Raw genomic sequence first — 18,027 nt, 5'->3', positions numbered from 1 at the left:
TCAGCGCTATTGGATCTCAACCAACACCGCCGTAGTGACGGTTTCGCCGACGGGTGTCGGCCGGAAGACGCGATCAACGAGGGGCCGGACGGCCGGTCGCATCGTCGCGACGGTAGTACATATAAGTAGTACCCTCTGACTATGGCTGAGGTCGGGGTCCGAGAACTGAATCAGAACACCGCCGGTGTGCTGGCGCGGGTCAAACGGGGTGAAGAAATCGACATCACCGAACGGGGCGCCGTGGTCGCGCGGTTGTTGCCTGCACGCGGTCATCCGCTGTCGGATTTGATCGGCTCAGGCAAGCTCCATCCGGCCACGCTCAGGGGTTCGGTGCCACGTCCGGGCGGTCCCGTTCACACCGATCACGAAGGGGGACGACTCCTTCAGGAGCTCCGCGACGCCGAACGGTACTAGATGCTCTATCTGGACACGTCGGCTGTGGTGAAGCTGATTCGGCGCGAACCCGAAACCGACTCCCTTGCCGACTGGCTCGACGAACGACAGGCGACACCGTGGGTATCCTCGACGCTCTTGGAGATCGAACTCCCGCGCGCACTTCGCCGCACCGACAGCGCATTGCTGGCCAATGTGCCTGCGGTGGTCGCTCGCATCGCACGCTACGACATCGACGATGTGGTCCGTGCGGCCACCGCAGCGTTCCCCGATCCCGATCTGCGAACTCTCGACGCAGTTCATTTAGCCACTGCCACTGCCGTTTTCGGTCCTAGACTCACTGCGTTCGTATGCTACGACCAGCGTCTGCTCAGCGCTGCTGTGGCCGCGAGCCTTCCAGCGCAGAGCCCCGGCAGCGAATTGTCTTGTTGAGCGCGACGACGGCGCATCCCGAACTCGCCAGCTTTCATACCCGGTTATCGAGACTTCCGCAGCGGTGAGGTCCATCGTTGAACCAACGAGAATCACCCAGAGCGTGGAGGTTGGCGTGTCCGAGATCACCGGCGGCGAGTTGTTCGCCCGCGCCCTGCAAGCCGAGGGCATCGAGTTCCTGTTCGGACTGCCGTCCCCGGAGAGCGATCCGCTGCTGGCGCAACTGGGCGCACACGGCATCCGACTGGTGCCGGTGCGTCACGAGGCGGCCGGTGTGCACATGGCCGAGGGCCTCTACAAGACCACGGGCAAGGTCGCCGCGGTATTGGGCAATCCCGGCCCCGGTTCGGCCAACCTGGTGCCCGGGGTGGTGACGGCACTGCACGAGGGCGTTCCGGTGCTGGTGATCACCTCCCAGCACCGACTGGGCATCGTCTACCCGTCGCCGCCCTCGACGTTCCAGGGCCAGGACCAGCTCGACCTGTTCCGGCCGATCGTCAAGTGGGGCGGCCCGATCTTCGAGTGGGCCCGTATCCCCGAGGTGCTGCGGCTGGCGTTCCGCGAGATGCACAACGGCCGTCCCGGGCCGGTCCATGTGGAGCTGCCGGCCCCCGTCCTCTACGAGACGGGCGACCCGCTGACGGCGCCGGTGTGGCCGCCCGAAGCGTCCCGCGCCGGCACGCCGCAGCCGTCTGACCGCCAGCTCGACGAGGCCGCGGCGCTGCTGGCCGCCGCACAACGCCCGGTGGTGATCGCGGGCACCGGGGTCGACCGCGCCGGCGCGCGTGATGCCGCGCTGCAGATCGCCGAGCTGCTGGCCTGCCCGGCGATCGGCTCGATGGCCGGGCGGGCGAGCGTGCCATCCGATCACCCCAACCACGTCTTCGGGTTCGGCCCGGCCGGCGATCTGGCGCGCAGCGAGGCCGACGTGCTGCTCGTCGCCGGCTCACGCATCGGCAACCTCGACGTTCCCTACGACACCTATTGGGGCGACCCAAAAGGCAAGCGGCTCATCCAAATCGACATCGACCAACGCCATTTCGGCGTCACCCGCCCGCTGCACCTGGGCATTCTCGCCGACGCGAAGCCCGCGCTCGAGGGTATCGCCGCGCGGTTGCGTGCCGCCGACCTCGGCGCCCGCGACGGCGCAGACCTGGCGCGCTACCGCAAGCTCGACGAGCAGGTGCAGACGCAGATCGCGGCGCCCATCCTTCAGTGGCAGGGTCCGGGCATCCACCCGGCGCACGCGCTCGGCGCCATCGGCGCGGTGTTCGGCTCGGATGCGGTGTACACCGTGGACGGCGGCAACACGGCGCTGTGGGGCTACAGCTTGCTTCCGCCCACCCGCCCGCACTCCTACCACTCGATCCTCGAGCTCGGGATGCTCGGCACCGGGATCCCCTCGGCGATCGGTGCGAAGCTCGGCGCACCCGGCCGCGACGTCGTCTGCGTCACCGGTGACGGGGCGGCGGGCTTCAACGTGATGGAATTGCAGACCGCGGCCCGTGAAGGCCTCGACATCACCGTCATCGTGTTCGCCGAGGGCTCGTGGACGATGGAGGAACTCAACGAGCTTGCCTTGTACGGAACGACTTTCGGGACCGCACAGGGCGATGTCCGGTGGGATATCGTCGCGCAGGGCCTTGGCTGCCACGGTGAGTACGTCGAGCGCATCGAGGACATGGACGGTGCCCTGAGCCGCGCCCGCGAACACCCCGGCCCAAGCCTGGTCTGCGTGCGCAGCGACCATGACGCCAACTTGGCCATTCCCACCGAGATGACGGCGCGCTTCTTCGAGGTGTACTCGGGACCGGCCAAGCCGGCGGGCTAGGAGTCGCCTGGAAAGCGTAGGCGCCGGTAGCCTGTGAGAAGATTCAAGGCATTCGCATCGGCGTGATGGTGCGATCCGCGGGGGTTCCGCCTGGCCCACACCACCGACAGGGTCGTCGGTCGGCGCCTGTCACGCCTGGAACAGCCGGAAGATGTTTGGAGTCTCCATGTCCGCCCACAAAGTTTCTGAGCACGATCCTGCCGCCTCGCCGGTTGCGGCCGCGCTCATCTGGCTCGGTGGTGGCGAGCGGCGTGACCGTGGTGCCCGCCATGAGCGGTCCACCCTGGTCAGCGCCGGAGTGGTGGTGCTGGTCGCGGCGGCGCTGGCGTGGCTGGTGGCGGCCCTGGCACTGGCACCGGCCCTGGCCGGGTCGACGTCCTGGCCGTTGGCGGCCGTCGTCGCGGTGACCTCCGGCGTCGGGCTGCTGGTCGGCGCGCTGAGCCGTGCGATCGCCTCCGGCGCGATTCGTGGCGGCCTCGCCATCGCGGGACGTGCGGCCGTCGCGCTCGCCGTCGGGCTCATGATCGGCGAACTGGCCGCCGTCGTCGTGTTCTCCGGATCGATCGACCCGCTGCTCGACGAGCGGGCGGCACGCACCGCCGAGGCGACCCCGGCGGTAGCGCAGGCCACCGCCGACCTCGACCGCAGCCGCACGGCGCGCCGGGGGCTCGACGAGGCGGTGGAGCAGGCCGTGCAACGCCGCCAGGAAGCCCTGGTGGTGGCCCGCTGCGAGTTCAACCCCAGCCCGGACTGCCCGCAGACCTTGATCACCGGTGTGCCCGGCGCCGGGCCGGAAAACCGGACGGCGAACGAGTTCCTTGCCGATGCCCAGGGCGCGCTCGACGCCGCGTTGGCAGAACGGGACGGCCGCGCGCCCGAGCTTGGTGCTCAGATCGCCGACCGCGAGCAGGCGCTGGCTCAGGCCCGGCAGGCGGCGACGGCCGACCCGGACCGCGGGCTGGGCGCTCGGTGGGTCGCCATGAACGACCACACGCTGGCCAATCCGGGTGCGCTGGTCCTGCGGCTGCTCGTCGACGGGTTCTTCGTCCTGCTGAGCTTGCTGCCGCTGATCCTTCGGCTGTGGCGGGGCGAGACGTCCCAGGACCGCGGGATCGCCGCCGACGTCGAGCGGGATCGAGCGGACTTGCGGGCCGACACGGCGATCGCGGTGAAGCGGGCCGAGGTGCGCGCAGCCATCGACAACATGTGGGCCGAGCAGCAGCTGGCCAGTGCTCGCATGGCCGTCGAGGCGCAACTCCAGATCGATCGCGAGAAGCAGCGCCGTCGCGTGATCGAGGCGATCGAGCCGGCGGTGCACACACGCGCGGAGCGCATATCCGAACCCGGCGTGGACCACGTGTACCTGCCGATCGCCGCCGAGGCCGAAGCGGCGAGCTTCTCGACGGCCGAGTTGCCGGTGGCCGAAACGACCGACGCATCCGTCGGTGAGGAGGATGTCCACGTGACCGCATCAGAGAACCTGCCCGCGCGGGCTGACGACCGTTCGGTGGAGCAGGCCGGTGAGGCCGGACGTCCGTTGATCACGGCCATTCCCGATGTCACCCGGGCCGCCGCGCGCTGGCTGCGCCCTCTGGTGCCGCCGATCATCGTCAACGCGATCGACACCACCACCAGGCCGCTGCGCGGTGCGCGGCAAGTCGTCGAGGAGACCGAGGAGATTCACTTCTCGATGCGCCGCACCCGCAAGGTGAGTACTGACGTGGAAGGCGTTGCGGGAGAACCGGTTGTGGATGCGACCGGTGGGTCGGGCCCGCGGAAGGCGTCGGCCGTCAGGACCGACGATCGCGAGTACGGCCACGGCCGGCTCGACGCCGGGGCCGAACACGCATCGCAGTCAATGACACGGGGCGAGGGCCGCGCCGAACTCACCAAGCGTGGATCGCGTGAGCTGAGCGGGCATCGCGGTCCGCGGGAACTCCCGCCCGGACGCTAATTCTTCGCCGCTGCTCGCAGTTGCTTCTCGATTCGCTTGAACAGCCGATCATCGCTGAAGTCGTCGGCGCCCGCCGGGCTCGACAACGCCGGTCTTCGGTCGCATCGAACTCGAATAACCGCAGACTACCCGCAACGGCAATCACATCCGAGTGCCCAGGTGTGGCTGATAGCACATGTGCTACAGTTGGAACGTGGAAGCCGTCGGTCTGCGCGAGCTGCGCCAGAACGCATCTGAACTCGTCCGTCGTGTAGAAGAGGGCGAGGAGATTGTCATCACCGTCGCCGGCAGGCCTGGCGCCCGGCTGGTGCCCGCCGCTCCCCGGACCTGGCGCCGATGGGATGACGTAGCCGAGCTCTTCGCCGGGCCCGGCGACCCGGCGTGGCGCGCCGACCGTGAGGAACTGGCCGCCGATATCCGGGACCCGTGGGCGAACGCGTGAGAGCGCTTCTGGACACCAGCGTCGTCATCGCCGCCGACGTTCCTCCGCTGGAGGGGGACCTGGCCGTCAGCGCTATCACGTTGGCTGAACTACATTTCGGCGTCCTCGTCGCGAAAGCACAAAATATCCGCGCTGAACGACTGCGCCGCCTGCTGCTGCTTCAACGGATGTTCGATGCCGTACCGGTCGACGGCGCCGTGGCCGCCAGCTACGGACGTTTGGCCGCGGCAGTCGTCGAGGCCGGCCGCCGACGCCGAGCGCGATCCATGGACCTATTGATTGCGGCCACCGCACATGCTCATTCGGCGCGGCTCTACACTCGCAACGTCGCAGACTTCGTCGGCCTGGAGGGCCTCGTGGAGGTTGTCGCGGCCTGAATGCGCTGAGTCTCGCCCCCGAGTCGGGCAGCATAGTGCTGTACCGCTCTCCGAAACGACCCTGCTCAAGGTGGCCGGTGACCATAGATCGCGCGGTGGCCGACGGGCGGGTTACCAGTCACGGTGGTGGCAACCCATATTGGTTGAGCCCCGACGACGTAGCCGCGACATGTATAGGGGAGTGGGCCGTATCGATGATGCGATCACCGTCCTGCGTGCGAACTTTGTCCGGCAGCCGTCGGTCCAGAACTACTGTGTGCCAAGCGATTTCGCGGCGGTCGTCACCGTGTCGGTAGCGAGCGCACCTGGGCCTTCGACCACGCGCGACAGCTGGCGGTCTCTGACCGCTTCGCCGCCGGCGCGGTCCTGGCGCAACTCCATATGAACGACGGTGATATCGACGCCGCGTGGCAAGCCGCCGACCGGTACGGCCCAGGCTGGGCGTGGCGCGAATTGGCTGTCCGCGGTGCCGAAGCTCGGCCTGTCGAGGCTGCTGACCTGTATCGGCCACAGCTCGAGAACGAATTACGGCAGCCCAACACCAAGCTTTATCCCGGTATCGCCGCGACGCTGGCGACAATGGCCGAACTCTACGAGCGGGGCGGTCGCAGCGGGGATTTCGCGTCGTTCATCGCGCAGATCCGCCAAGAGTTCGGCAGGCGACCCTCGCTGATGAAGGCGCTGGACGCGAAGGGGCTCTGATTCCACGACAGTGATGCCGACGGCTCCACAAGCATGCGGTGTCTGGTTGTCGGTAGTCAGACTTGATCCCTAGTGACGAGATTGCAGCCAGGGCTGTTGCAGTTGACGCGGCGACCACAGCCCTGTGTGCAATCTCGGCTCTAGGAGCCAGCGGCCCACATTGGCTGCGCAGAGTGGCCACGAATCAATGACCCAGGACACGTAACGGCAGCCCGCCAATGGCATCGACGGAACCGCTGCTGCGCGCAGGCGGCCTCGATCAATGATCGTCGTAACATCGACAGAACGCTCATAGGGGGAGGAGTTCGACATGCGGTGGTTGCGTCGAAGCAACATGCGGGCGCGCCGATGACCGTCACACCCACCGACACCCCACGACTGGCCAACCGCGCCGAGCGCCGCGTCTACCAAGACCTCGTCGAGCAGCTCCAGCCCAACGACCTCGTCATCGCCGGCCAACGCGTCACCGACCACCTCAAGGACCACGAGGTTGACTTCGTCGTCGCCATCGAAGGCGCCGGCATCGCGTGCCTGGAGGTCAAGGGCGGCGAGGTCTGGCACGACGGCGAGAACTGGCGCCAGAAGCGCGGCGGGCGCGAGCACATCATCGAACCCGTCCGCCAGGCCCGCGAGGCCTGCTATGCCCTGCGCGACTACATCGAGAACGACCCCCGCTGGACGCAGGGGCGGCTGCGCTGGGACCACGTCGTCGTGCTGCCCAACGTCGAACTGCCCGACGACTTCGCACTCTCGGACTGCCCGCGCTGGAAGGTCATCGACCGCAACGATCTCAAAGACATCGACGGCAGGCTGCGCCACGTGCTAATCAGCCAGGAACTCGACCGTCCGTTGCTCACGAAGGACGGCATCGACCAGATCATCACCGCGCTCAGCGGGCGGGGGCTGCCGCAACGCGACGTCGTCGCCCGAGCTTTGGCCAACGAGGACGCCGCCGACGCGCTCACCGAACACCAGGCCGTCATCCTCGACGCCACCCGGCTGCTCAACCGCATCGAGGTCCGCGGCGGCGCCGGCAGCGGCAAGACGTTCCTCGCGATGGAGCAGGCCCGCCGCCTGGCTCAACGGGGGCAGCGTGTCGCCCTGGTCTGCTACTCCCACGGACTGGCGTCCTACCTCGAGCGCATCACCGCCAGTTGGCCGCGACGGCAGCAACCCGGCTACGTCGGGGAGTTCCACGCGCTCGGTGTGCAGTGGGGCGCACCCGAGGGGCCCGATGAAGCACTGCGCACCGAGGAGACCGTCCAGTTCTGGGAACACGATCTCCCGCTCCAAATGGCCGAGCTGGCAACGCAACTCGAATCCGGGCGGCGGTTCGACTCCATCGTGGTCGACGAAGCGCAGGACTTCGCCGACTCGTGGTGGGAACCGCTGCTGATCGCGCTGAAGGATCCCGACGAGGGTGGCCTGTACGTGTTCACCGACGAGGGGCAACGGGTCTTCAACCGGTACGGCTCGCCCCCGGTGCCGCTGGTACCGCTGATACTCGACCACAACCTGCGCAACACCCGCCAGATCGCCAACGCCTTCCAACCGCTCGTCGACCACCCGATGAGATTCCTCGGCGGAGAGGGCCCCGCCGTCGAGTTCGTCGCCTGCCGTAGCGAGGACGCACTCGACGTCGGTGACGACCAAATCGAGGCGCTGCTCGAAGAAGGTTGGCGCCCAGAGGATGTCGCACTGCTGACCACCGGCAGTCGCCATCCCGAACAGGCCGAGCGGCAGAAGGACGGCCACAAGGCGTACTGGGACACGTTCTGGGATGCCGACCAGGTGTTCTACGGTCACGTACTCGGCTTCAAGGGACTCGAACGGCGCGCTGTGGTTCTCGTGGTCAATGAGACCGATGTGTTCGAGCGTTCCCGCGAACGTCTCTACGTCGGGTTGTCCCGCGCGCGCGACCAACTCGTCGTGTGCGGCGATCCCGGCTTCATTCGCGAGGTGGGCGGACCGGATTTGGCTCGACGGCTCAACGTGCCCGCGGACCAGGGCCGCTGATTTCCGCTCCGCATGTCGGAGCGCCGGGTTAGCATGGCAGTGCGTCATGAGATGTCGTCGCCAAGCTCCGACTGGACGGCACGCCGACCCCACGCTCGTGGGTGGCTCGGATGACGACGCGACCCGCACCAACCGGTGAGGGTAAGAGCGCCAGGACAGCCGTTCATCGAGGTGAAAGTCGTTGCGGTCCAGGACGATGGATGCGTACACATCAAAGGTCGAGACTTGAACGTCAAGCTCCGGCACCACAATGCGGAGCGTCTGCGTGTGGCGGTTGAGAGCGATGGGCGCTGAAGTTTGATGGATCGCGGAGCCACCACCTCCGCCACGTCACCACGTCCCGGGGGAGGAGCGGAAGTGGCTCATCATGAGCCGAAGCGAAGGAACTCGCACGGGATCTCGCTGCAGCCGGCATTGCGGTGCGTGATGTCGGCGAGTGCTCGGGGTGTCGTTTCAACGCGCCCAGCAGCTGATCTCCACGTGATGACCTGACGGCCTCGGTCCGAATCCGACACGCTGCATCGTCGGCTTATTGCGGCCGGACAGGCCGCATCGCCCGGCTCCTTCGCTGCCGCCGCCATCGCCGTCCGGTGGTAACCGACGGAAAATCAGTTACTGCGCTTTGTCCGATGAAACGACGTAGTGCTCACCACTGACCTTGTGCAGCGCATATCCCGGAGGCATTCCGAACATGCCCTCGTCAGGCACCCAGTCGGCATAGCCATGCTGTCTGAAGAACTCGCGCAGCGCCTTATCCAGGCGGCGGACCTCGGTCTGACGTGAACTCGCCCGCCCTGCGGTGGTGTGCCACCGCCAGGGGCTCCCGGCGGCATCGCGCCGAAAATGTACTTGCGACGGCGTATCGGTCACCCGCGACTCATTCGCACAATGCTCAGCGGCTCGATATCCGTTGCGCTACCTCACCGTAGCGCTCGAAACGTTCGGGATCTGACAACGCGTTGTACAGCACGATGCGCGTCGCCACCCCGCCGTACTTCTCGATCAACGCATCCGTCAGCCGATCCCACGTCGACTCCATCGCGAACGTCGCGATGTGCTCGTCGGTGATCTGCGCCGCCATGCCCTTGAAGTCGCCGGCCTTCTGCTTCTCCCGTATCCGCGCCGTCGTGCCCTCGAACCCAGCCTCATCCCAAATGAACGCGTAGTTCGGCGTGCTGCCGTAAAAGCTCATGCTCGCGCGCACCAACTCGCGCTCCCGATGCCGCTCCTCGTCGTTGTCGCCGACGATCGTCATCACCGGCACGATCACCGCGATTTCCGATGCTGAGCGCCCCGACTTCATCGCGCCCTCAGTAACATTCGGTACCACATGCCGCCCGATGTATCCGGGCTCGCCGAGCGGATGAACATGGACACCGTCGGCCACCTCACCCGCCATCCGCAGCATCCACGGATTCACCGCCGCCACATCAACTTTGGGGTCCGGCGCGTCGATAGGCCCCGCGCTCCACTGCGGCGTGATGAAGTCAAGGCTGTAGAAATCGCCGCGGTGATCGAGCTTGCCGGTCCGAAACGCCCTGAAGCAGGCTTTCACCGCCAGCACGTAATCTCGCAGTCGGGGACCGGGACGCTCGAATTCCATTCCGTAGCGCCGCACCACATGCGTGCGGACCTGCGTGCCCAAGCCAAGCCGAAACCGACCGCCCGTCGCCTCCTGCAACTCCCACGCCGTCGCCGCCGTCACGAACGGGCTGCGGGGAAACGCCACGGCCACCCCGGTCGACAGTTCCAGCCCCCGCGCCGCCTGCGACGCCACCGCCGCGTTGAGATACGCCGTCCGGCCCGTCTCGGTGAACAGCAGACCGGAGAAGCCGGCCGCCTGTGTGCGCCGGGCCAGCCCGCCGATCTGGTCCAACGGCTGCGGCGTCGTCATCGCATCGACGTACACGCTCGAACAGTACGCCGCGGACCCTTGTCGCCAACTCACGTAAGCTCGGGCCCATGGAGCTACTACGCAACGTAGTTGTGTTGCTGCACATCGTCGGCTTCGCGGTCACCTTCGGCGCCTGGGTCGCCGAAGCCGCGGCGAGGCGGTTCCGCACCACCCGCACCATGGACTACGGGCTGGTGCTGTCGCTGCTCACCGGCTTGGCCCTGTCGGCGCCGTGGCCCGCCGGCATCGAGCTGAATTACCCCAAGATCGGCACCAAGCTCGCGATCCTGGTGATCCTGGGCGGTCTGCTCGGTGTGGGCAGCGCCAGGCAACGGCGCACCGGCGAGCCCGTCCCGCGCCTCCTGTTCATCTCCGTCGGCGTGCTGTCCTTCCTCGCCGCCGCGATCGCCGTGCTGTGGTGACGCGCTGACACGGGTCCGACGTCCACCGCGCGACGACTTCGCTCCGAAATGAGAACGCGCCCCCATGGTCCGGCGCACCCCGGAGCTGGCCATGATGAAGGCATGACCCGAGACCAGATCACCCAGCAGATCGTCACCGCCCGCCTGACCAGAGGCCTGACATGGCAGCACCTCGCCGACGCCATCGACAAGCCGGTCGTGTGGACCACCGCCGCTCTGCTCGGCCAGCACCCCATCCCGCCCGAGTCGGCCCGCACGCTCGTCGAGCTGCTGGGACTCGACGAGTCGGTCGTGCCGGTCCTTGGTGCCGTGCCGATGCGCGGCGGGCTGCCCACCGCGGTGCCCGCCGATCCGACCATCTACCGGTTTTACGAGGCTCTTCAGGTCTACGGCGGCGCCATCAAGGAACTCGTTCACGAACAGTTCGGCGACGGCATCATGAGCGCGATCAACTTCAGCGTCGACGTCGAGAAGAAGCCGCATCCAGCCGGTGATCGCGTGGTGGTGACCTTCGACGGGAAGTTTTTGCCCTACGACTGGACCGCTGCCGAAGCCTGACCCGGCGCCCCGGCGTCGTAGCGGCTGATGGGCTGGGGTAAGCGAACACGCGACTTTGGACAGCCTCCACTTGGTTGGCACCGCGACGCGAAGTTTCGGAACATCCACCACTTTCGCAACGCGTTCGTTAGGTTGACCAAGGACGCTGCGTTGTGAATCCAACTCTCCGGGGGTATGGCCATGACAGATCAGTTTTTGGAGCCCGCGCCGACCAAGGCCGAGCTTGCCATCTCGAAAGGTTGGGTCCAGGGCGTCGCCTTGGTCATGGTGTTCGGCTTCCTGGTCATGGGAATACTGGCCGCCAGAACCTACTCGGACTCGATGCCGCTGCCGCAGCGCGTGGTCGGTCCGGACGGTCAGACCCTCTACACCGAGCAGCAGATCACCGCGGGACAGCAGATCTTCCTGCGCCGCGGACTGCAGCAGTACGGCTCGGTGATGGGCCACGGCGGCTACCTCGGCCCGGACTACACCGCGGAGTACCTGCGGCTGTCCGCCGACCACGTCGGCCAGGAACTGCGCGACTCCGGGGCGCAGGACCCGACCGCCGCCGTCGTCGAGATGATGCGGACCAACCGCTACGACGAGGCCACCGGGACGCTGCAGTTCACCGCTGAGCAAGTGAGCGCGTTCAACGAGATCCGTGCCTACTACGCCGACTTCTTCGGCACCGACACCACCGAGCACGGCCTGATCCCGTCGGTCATCACCGACCCGCAGGAAATCCAGGACCTGACAGCGTTTTTCAGCTGGACGGCCTGGGCCAGTGCGGCCGAACGCGAGGGCCACTCCTACTCCTATACCAACAACTGGCCACCCGAACAGCGGGTCAACAACACCCCGACGGCCGACATACTGGTCTGGTCGGCGATGTCGCTCATCGCCCTGCTGGCCGGCCTCGGCGCGCTCTTCGCCCTCTACGGCCGCTGGAGCCGCAGGATCGGTTGGCACGCAACGGAAACGCCGTCGCTCGCGTTCCGCCAGCCGGGCGAGGTGGCGATCACGCCCTCGCAGAAGGCGACGTCCTGGTTCTTCCTCGTCGTCGCCGTACTCTTCCTCGGCCAAGCGGTACTGGGCGGCGCGATCGAGCACTACCGCGCAGAGCTGAGCAACTTCTTCGGATTGGACCTGGCCCAGCTCCTGCCGTTCAACCTGGCGCGGACCTGGCACGTGCAGCTGTCGCTGCTGTGGACCGCGGCTGCCTTCCTCGCCGCCGGAATCTTCCTGGCGCCGATCATCTCCGGCCGCGAACCACGGCGACAGTCATGGCTGACCTACGGGCTGCTCGGCGCGCTGTTCGTCGTCGTCGCCGGCACGCTCATCGGCACCGGGCTGAGCACCTTCGGCGTCGACTGGGCGAAGGGCTCGATCTTCTTCGACCAGCAGTGGGAATACCTTGACCTGCCGCGGTTCTGGCAGGCACTGCTCGTGATCGGGCTGTTCCTGTGGATGGCGATCATCTTCCGCGCGATCCGATCCCGGTTGAAGACAGAGAGCAAGCTGAACATGCCGTGGCTGTTCTTCTATGCCGGGCTGGCCATCCCCGCGTTTTACGCGGTCGGCATGCTCGCCGGCACCGAAACCCATCTGACCGTCGCAGAGTTCTGGCGGTTCTGGGTCGTGCACCTGTGGGTCGAGGACTTCCTCGAGCTGTTCACCACGGTCATGGTCGCCTACATCTTCGTCATGCTTGGCGTGGTGCGACGCCGGATCGCGATCCAGCTGATCTTCCTCGACATCATTCTGTACTCGATGGGCGGCGTGATCGGCACGATGCACCACCTGTACTTCTCCGGAACCCCGGTGGAGCACATGGCATTGGGCGCGTTCTTCTCCGCGATGGAGGTAATTCCGCTGACGTTCCTCACCGTCGAGGCGTGGACGTTCCTGCAACTGGGCTCGCGACAGCAGTCGCGCAGCAGTGCCCCGTTCCCGCACCGGTGGGCGGTGATGTTCCTCGTCGCGGTCGGGTTCTGGAACTTCGTCGGCGCAGGCATTTTCGGGTTCTTGATCAACCTGCCGATCGTGTCGTACTACCAGATCGGGACTGCGCTGACAGCGAACCATGCGCACGGCGCGATGATGGGCGTCTACGGGATGCTCGCCGTCGGGCTGGCGTTGTTCGCGCTGCGCTACATCATTCCGGCGAAGCGATGGCCGGACAAGCTGGCCAAGCTGTCGTTCTGGTCGCTCAACATCGGTCTGGCGTGGATGGTGTTCGCCACGCTGCTGCCGCTCGGCGTCCTGCAACTGTGGCACTCGGTCAACGACGGCTACTACGACGCCCGAACACTGGGCTATATCACGCAATCGGGCAATACCGTGCTGGAGTGGCTGCGCATGCCCGGTGACTTCTTGTTCATTCTCGGCGGCGTGCTGCCGTTCCTCTGGATCGCCTGGCTGGGTGTTCGCTACGGGATCAAGGCCACCACGCACACGCTCCCGGCCGAAACCCTGTTCGTCGAGGAGCACCCCGAAGCGGAGGAGGACCGTACGGGGCTTGCGGTGCCGGGGCGCAGCCGCTACGCCTCTGACCGCCGGGTGGCACCCGACGAGAGCGGAGACGGCCCGTGATCGCCGGCATCGGGATCGACGCGTGGCTGACGATCGGCTACGCCGTGGTGCTGGTCGCTGTCGCGTATGGGATCGACACCTTTGCCCGGCGCGCGGCGGCCAAGGTGGAGGGGCACCGCACGGGTGCGTTCGTCTACCACGAGGACCACGACGCCTGGCAGTGTCCGGAGGATCAGTGGTTGTGGCCCACGTCGTTTGACCCCGACAACCGGGTCATGCGCTATCGGGGCACGCCGTCGATCTGCAACGCCTGCCCGGTCAAGCACACGTGTACGTCTTCGCACGACGGCCGCGAGGTGAGCCGGGCGATCGACAGTTGGCCGGCCTCGGAGGCGGCGCGTTTTCACCGCGGAATCGCCTGCGCCGTCGGCGTCATCGCGGTCATCCTGCCGCTGGCGACGGCCCTCGCGGCCAAGACGGCACCGGAGGCGCTGCTGCTGCTGGGGTCTGCCGCCGCTGTCGCTGTGTTGACGTTGCCGCTCTGGTCGCACCTGCGCCGCACCCCTGCTGTGCCGAACGGGGTGGTGTTCCAGTCCCTCGACGACAACCTCGAGGAACGAAAGCGTCTGGCCGAAGCCGAGTTTCGTCGCCGCAGCTCGTATGCATCGGATCGTCGGGAGGTGAGCTGATGGGCACATGGACGGTGGTCGTCGTTTTCCTCCTCGTCGTGCTGGTGGCGCTGGCGATCGCTTCGGTCCGCGTCGTCAAGGAGTACGAGCGCGGTGTGGCGTTCCGCCTCGGTCGGCTGCGCGGACCGCTCGGCCCCGGCATCGTCGTCGTGTTGCCGGGCATCGACAAGCTCGTGCGAGTCGACCTGCGGACGGTGACCCTGACCATTCCGCCGCAGGAGGTCATCACCCGCGACAACGTGACCGCGCGCGTCAACGCCGTCGTGCTGTTCCGCGTGACCGATCCAACGAAATCGGTGATGGCCGTGGAGAACTTCGCGATCGCCACGTCGCAGATCTCACAGACCACGCTGCGTTCGGTCGTCGGACGTGCAGACCTCGACACGCTGCTCGCCCATCGCGCAGACCTCAACGAGGATCTGGCCGCCTCGATCGCGAAACAGACCGAACCGTGGGGAATCGTCGTCGAGGTCGTCGAGATCAAGGACGTCGAGATTCCGGAGATGATGCAGCGCGCGATGGCCCGCGAAGCCGAGGCGGAGCGGGAGCGGCGCGCGAAGGTGATCAGCGCACGCGGCGAGTTGCAGGCGTCGACGGAACTGCGCGACGCCGCGATCACGCTCAGCGAGAGCCCGGCGTCGCTGCAGCTGCGCTACCTGCAGACACTGCTCGAGCTCGGTGCCGACCAGAACTCCACGGTCGTCTTCCCGATTCCGATGGATATCGTGCGCCCGTTCCTCGAGGGCGAGCAGCGGAATCCGGGAGGCGGCGCGAGCGGCCCCGGTGACTCCGTCCCCCATATCAGGAGGGTGAAATCCGATGAGTAGCACGACACCTGACCGAGCAACCGTCGACGAGGCGGGCGACCTTCCGGAGCCCGGGCGTCCCGTCGTCCTCGAGGCCACCCCGCCAGGTTTGTGGCGGACGCTGTTGGGAGTGGCAGTGGCGGTGCTGGCACCGCTGTTCGGATTCCTCATCGGCGGCGCCTTCGGAGCCGGGACGATAGGCACCTCGATCGATCCGATGTTCCTGTCGTTGTTCACCGGCATCTTGATCGGCGGCATCGGGGTGCTGGTGGCGATCTCCGGCGGCGCCCGGATGTGGAGGCACCTGCACCCAGAGGACGATGTCGAGCGAGAGGATGCTGTCGAGTCCTGAGTAGTCGTGCCGCGCAGCGACCATTTGCGTGCGCGCGAAGGACTTAAGGTCATCGGTGAGCGAGCCGATGCCGCGCGGGTGGGCGTGGGCCGGGGCCCGCTGCTCGGGCGAGAACGCGAACTCGCACGACTCCAAAAGTCGTGGCGCCGTGCACAAGAAGGCACACTGCGCCTGCCAGGGTTGGTCTTTCGCGGTGCACCCGGCATCGGCAAGTCCCGACTCGCCGCCGCCGCCGTGGAGATGGTCGAGGCCTCGGGCGCGGTGGTGCTCGAGCTGATCGGATCGCCCCTGCACACCGACGCGGGGCTGTATCCGGTGCGCACGCTGCTGGAACGGCGGTGTGGGATCGGCCGGACCACCGGTCCGGCGGAGCGACTGCGGCTGCTTCGGGCGGAGGTGGCGGCGCAAGGTCTCGATCCGGCGCGGACGGTCCCGTTGCTGGGACCCGTTTTGGGCATTCCCTCCGAAGCCGGGTATGCCACGGCGAGGGCCGAGGGGCGCAGGCTTTACGAGTTGATCGCTGCGGCGGTGGAGGAGTATCTGCTGGCCTGTTTGGGCGGCGGCGCCGGACTTCTGGTTGCCGAGGACGTTCATTGGTTCGACCAATCCACGGTGGAGGTGTTGGCGCGGCTGCTCGAGGCGGGTCAGGGCAAGCTCATGGTGGCCATCACCGGACAGGAGGGAGCCTGGCTACCGCCGTGTTGGCCGGTCAAGGTGTTCGATCTCGAACCGTTGACCGAGAAGCAGGCCGACATGCTGATCACCGCGCTGAACCCACGCTTGTCCGCCGAAGACCGTGCGGCCGTGCGTGACCGCGGCGACGGCATCCCCTTCTACATCGAGCAGATCATCGGTGCGGTGAGCGATCAGCGCGGTCAGACCCAGGTCCCCGATGCGCTGTACGAGCCGCTGCTAGCCCGGCTGCATGCGAGTGCCAACGTGGTACCGGTCGTGGAGTCGGCGGCGGTCATCGGTCGCCGATTCGATCGCGACCTTCTGTGCTCGATCTGCACGCAGAGCGAAGACGAAATCGACGATGCCCTCGATGAACTCGAGGACGCGCTCGTGATCGAACCGACCGGAACCGACAGCTGGCGGTTTCGCGGCAACCTCATGCACGAGGTGGCCTGCGAACTGGCCCCGGCCAGCGTGCGAAAAACGCTGCATGCCAAGGCCGCCGACGCGCTGGTGCGCGGCGCGGTAGGCGGTGACCCGGACTGGCGGCTGGTCGCCGGCCACTACGAGCAGGCCGAGCATTTCGACGACGCGACGTCAGCCTATCGGCAGGCGTCAGCCGCTGCGCGTCGCCGCGGCGCATTGGCCGAGGCGCGCACGTATTTGAACCTTGCCCTTGCCCAACTCGAGCGCACTGCGCCCGGACCCGACCGCGACCGGCGGGAAGTCGGGCTGCGGCTGGAGCGGGGCTTCCTCGCGGCAGCCATCGAAGGCAACCAAAACCCCATCGCCGTAGACGATTTCGAACGATGCCTGCAGCTTGGCGGGACGGATCTGCGCGACGATGAACTCGTCGCGACGATGGTGGCCCTCATGGTCTACTACTTCACCCGTGCCGACCTGAACCGCGTGGTTCGAGTGCTGGAATCGCTGCGCACAGGCTTGGAGCAAGGACGGCGGTGGTTGAGTCCGGTCATCGAGGCGTCTTTCGGTGTGCTGGAGTGGTTTCGAGGCGAGTTCGACACCTCCGCTGCCCACCTTGAGCACGCCATGCCCGAGCTGCTGGAGACAAAGCAGCTCGAGGTGATGTGGTACCAGCCGAACGACCCGATCACCACGGCGCGACTTCACCTGGCATTGGCGAAATTCGTGCACTGCGACGCCAAAGGCGCGGAGGATGAACTGGCGCAGGAGGCACGCCGGCTCGGCGAACTCGGATTCCCTCAGGGCCGATTCAGCGCGGCCTTCGCGGACTTCGTCGAGATATGGATGCGGATCGAAACCGGCCAACTCGACCGGGCCGGGGTGCTGGCCGCCAACCTCGTCGACCAGGCCGAGCAGCACGGCTTCGACGCGTGGAGCCTGTGGGGCCATGCCCAACTGGCGGCCGTGCGAGCCGTCACGGCGATGGGCGACGACTCAGCCGAGTTGTCCGATCACATCGCCACCATGACCGTACTGGTCGACGTCCTGGGTAGGGCCGGGCTCAACGCCTACCTCACGTTCTTCGACGGTGTCCTGGGCCGACTGCTGACCGTAGCGGGCCAACCCGACCAGGCCCGCGCTCGATTCGACATCGCCCTCGCGCGCGCCGACGAGTCCGGAATGCATTTCTATGACGCCGAACTGCTGCGGTTGCGTGCTGCCACCCGCACCGACCCCGACGCCGGGCAAGCAGACCTACGCGCCGCTCTGGAACTGGCCCGCCGCCAGGGGGCAACGCTATTCGAATTACGCTGTGCCCTAGATGATTTCGACCGTCGTAGCGAGCCCGCGCGCGCCCCACTTGTGGAGGCCGTAGGCCGGTTGACTGCCGACGCCTTCTGCCCGGAACTTCAACGAGCCGAGGCAATTGTCGGGGGTCGTGTTCGGTAGACGCCGGCCGCGACACCACACCTCAGCCGGTGAAAAGGCCAACTGTGCTTGCCCTCTGGGCGCTCTCGGCCCACTCATCGAACGTGCATAACAGA

At 67.0% G+C, this 18,027-nt stretch carries 17 protein-coding genes and 1 riboswitch; of the genes, 15 read left to right on the top strand and 2 right to left on the bottom strand.

Translation table 11 applies throughout. The features are described 5' to 3' along the window. The first annotated feature begins 141 nt into the window (after positions 1-141). The 8 genes from QGN32_RS07715 to QGN32_RS07680 all read left to right on the top strand — a co-directional run bounded on the left by QGN32_RS07715 (position 142) and on the right by QGN32_RS07680 (position 8,147). Positions 142-414 carry a type II toxin-antitoxin system Phd/YefM family antitoxin gene (locus tag QGN32_RS07715; RefSeq protein WP_326548010.1) on the top strand — a complete coding sequence of 91 codons (273 nt, stop codon included), beginning with the start codon at positions 142-144 and terminating at the stop codon, positions 412-414. Beyond that, positions 415-825 carry a type II toxin-antitoxin system VapC family toxin gene (locus QGN32_RS07710; protein ID WP_326548009.1) on the top strand — a complete coding sequence of 137 codons (411 nt, stop codon included), beginning with the start codon at positions 415-417 and terminating at the stop codon, positions 823-825. It begins immediately after the preceding gene. A 115-nt stretch (positions 826-940) separates the two neighbouring features. Continuing rightward, the gene (locus tag QGN32_RS07705) at positions 941-2,656 is read left to right on the top strand and encodes a thiamine pyrophosphate-binding protein (RefSeq protein ID WP_326548008.1); all 1,716 of its coding nucleotides are present in this window, start codon (positions 941-943) and stop codon (positions 2,654-2,656) included. Positions 2,657-2,822: 166 nt separating this feature from the next. Continuing rightward, a complete protein-coding gene (locus tag QGN32_RS07700; protein ID WP_326548007.1) occupies positions 2,823-4,610 on the top strand; it encodes a DUF4407 domain-containing protein in 1,788 nt (595 codons plus the stop codon). Positions 4,611-4,803: 193 nt separating this feature from the next. Next, positions 4,804-5,052 carry a type II toxin-antitoxin system Phd/YefM family antitoxin gene (locus tag QGN32_RS07695; RefSeq protein WP_326548006.1) on the top strand — a complete coding sequence of 83 codons (249 nt, stop codon included), beginning with the start codon at positions 4,804-4,806 and terminating at the stop codon, positions 5,050-5,052. Then, positions 5,049-5,429 (top strand): PIN domain-containing protein, encoded by a 381-nt coding sequence (locus tag QGN32_RS07690; protein ID WP_326548005.1) that lies wholly within the window; start codon positions 5,049-5,051, stop codon positions 5,427-5,429. The genes QGN32_RS07695 and QGN32_RS07690 overlap by 4 nt, the downstream gene beginning before the upstream one ends. Positions 5,430-5,810: 381 nt before the next feature. Continuing rightward, positions 5,811-6,131: a hypothetical protein gene (locus tag QGN32_RS07685; protein WP_326548004.1), complete on the top strand. Its 321-nt coding sequence runs from the start codon at positions 5,811-5,813 to the stop codon at positions 6,129-6,131. Between the two features lie 348 nt (positions 6,132-6,479). Continuing rightward, positions 6,480-8,147 (top strand): NERD domain-containing protein, encoded by a 1,668-nt coding sequence (locus tag QGN32_RS07680; protein WP_326548003.1) that lies wholly within the window; start codon positions 6,480-6,482, stop codon positions 8,145-8,147. A gap of 42 nt (positions 8,148-8,189) precedes the next feature. Next, a riboswitch (SAM riboswitch) is annotated at positions 8,190-8,301 on the top strand. Positions 8,302-8,759: 458 nt separating this feature from the next. Here the strand turns inward: QGN32_RS07680 and QGN32_RS07675 are convergent. After that, positions 8,760-9,017 (bottom strand): hypothetical protein, encoded by a 258-nt coding sequence (locus QGN32_RS07675; RefSeq protein WP_326548002.1) that lies wholly within the window; start codon positions 9,015-9,017, stop codon positions 8,760-8,762. A gap of 22 nt (positions 9,018-9,039) precedes the next feature. Beyond that, entirely contained in the window at positions 9,040-10,056 is a 1,017-nt protein-coding gene (locus QGN32_RS07670; protein WP_326548001.1) for a TIGR03617 family F420-dependent LLM class oxidoreductase, read from the bottom strand. Positions 10,057-10,109: 53 nt separating this feature from the next. On the opposite strand from QGN32_RS07670, the gene QGN32_RS07665 reads away from it, so the two are divergent. From QGN32_RS07665 to QGN32_RS07635, 7 genes are all read left to right on the top strand, one after another. After that, positions 10,110-10,463: a Fe-S protein gene (locus QGN32_RS07665; RefSeq protein ID WP_326548000.1), complete on the top strand. Its 354-nt coding sequence runs from the start codon at positions 10,110-10,112 to the stop codon at positions 10,461-10,463. Positions 10,464-10,565: 102 nt separating this feature from the next. After that, positions 10,566-11,021 (top strand): cyanase, encoded by a 456-nt coding sequence (gene cynS, locus QGN32_RS07660; RefSeq protein ID WP_326547999.1) that lies wholly within the window; start codon positions 10,566-10,568, stop codon positions 11,019-11,021. Between the two features lie 180 nt (positions 11,022-11,201). After that, positions 11,202-13,595 carry a nitric-oxide reductase large subunit gene (locus QGN32_RS07655; protein ID WP_326547998.1) on the top strand — a complete coding sequence of 798 codons (2,394 nt, stop codon included), beginning with the start codon at positions 11,202-11,204 and terminating at the stop codon, positions 13,593-13,595. After that, positions 13,592-14,224: a hypothetical protein gene (locus tag QGN32_RS07650; protein WP_326547997.1), complete on the top strand. Its 633-nt coding sequence runs from the start codon at positions 13,592-13,594 to the stop codon at positions 14,222-14,224. The genes QGN32_RS07655 and QGN32_RS07650 overlap by 4 nt, the downstream gene beginning before the upstream one ends. Beyond that, positions 14,224-15,051, top strand: a complete 828-nt coding sequence (locus QGN32_RS07645; RefSeq protein WP_326547996.1) for a slipin family protein — start codon at positions 14,224-14,226, stop codon at positions 15,049-15,051. The genes QGN32_RS07650 and QGN32_RS07645 overlap by 1 nt, the downstream gene beginning before the upstream one ends. After that, entirely contained in the window at positions 15,044-15,382 is a 339-nt protein-coding gene (locus tag QGN32_RS07640) for a hypothetical protein (protein WP_326547995.1), read from the top strand. Before QGN32_RS07645 ends, QGN32_RS07640 begins: the two co-directional genes overlap by 8 nt. 6 nt (positions 15,383-15,388) lie before the next feature. Then, positions 15,389-17,932, top strand: coding sequence for an ATP-binding protein (locus QGN32_RS07635; protein ID WP_326547994.1), 2,544 nt, complete (start codon positions 15,389-15,391; stop codon positions 17,930-17,932). Positions 17,933-18,027 lie beyond the last annotated feature (95 nt).

The sequence above is a fragment of the Mycolicibacterium sp. ND9-15 genome, assembly GCF_035918395.1.
Taxonomy (GTDB): domain Bacteria; phylum Actinomycetota; class Actinomycetes; order Mycobacteriales; family Mycobacteriaceae; genus Mycobacterium.
Note: the sequence above shows the minus strand (reverse complement) of the source record. Positions and strands in the feature narration are given on the sequence as shown.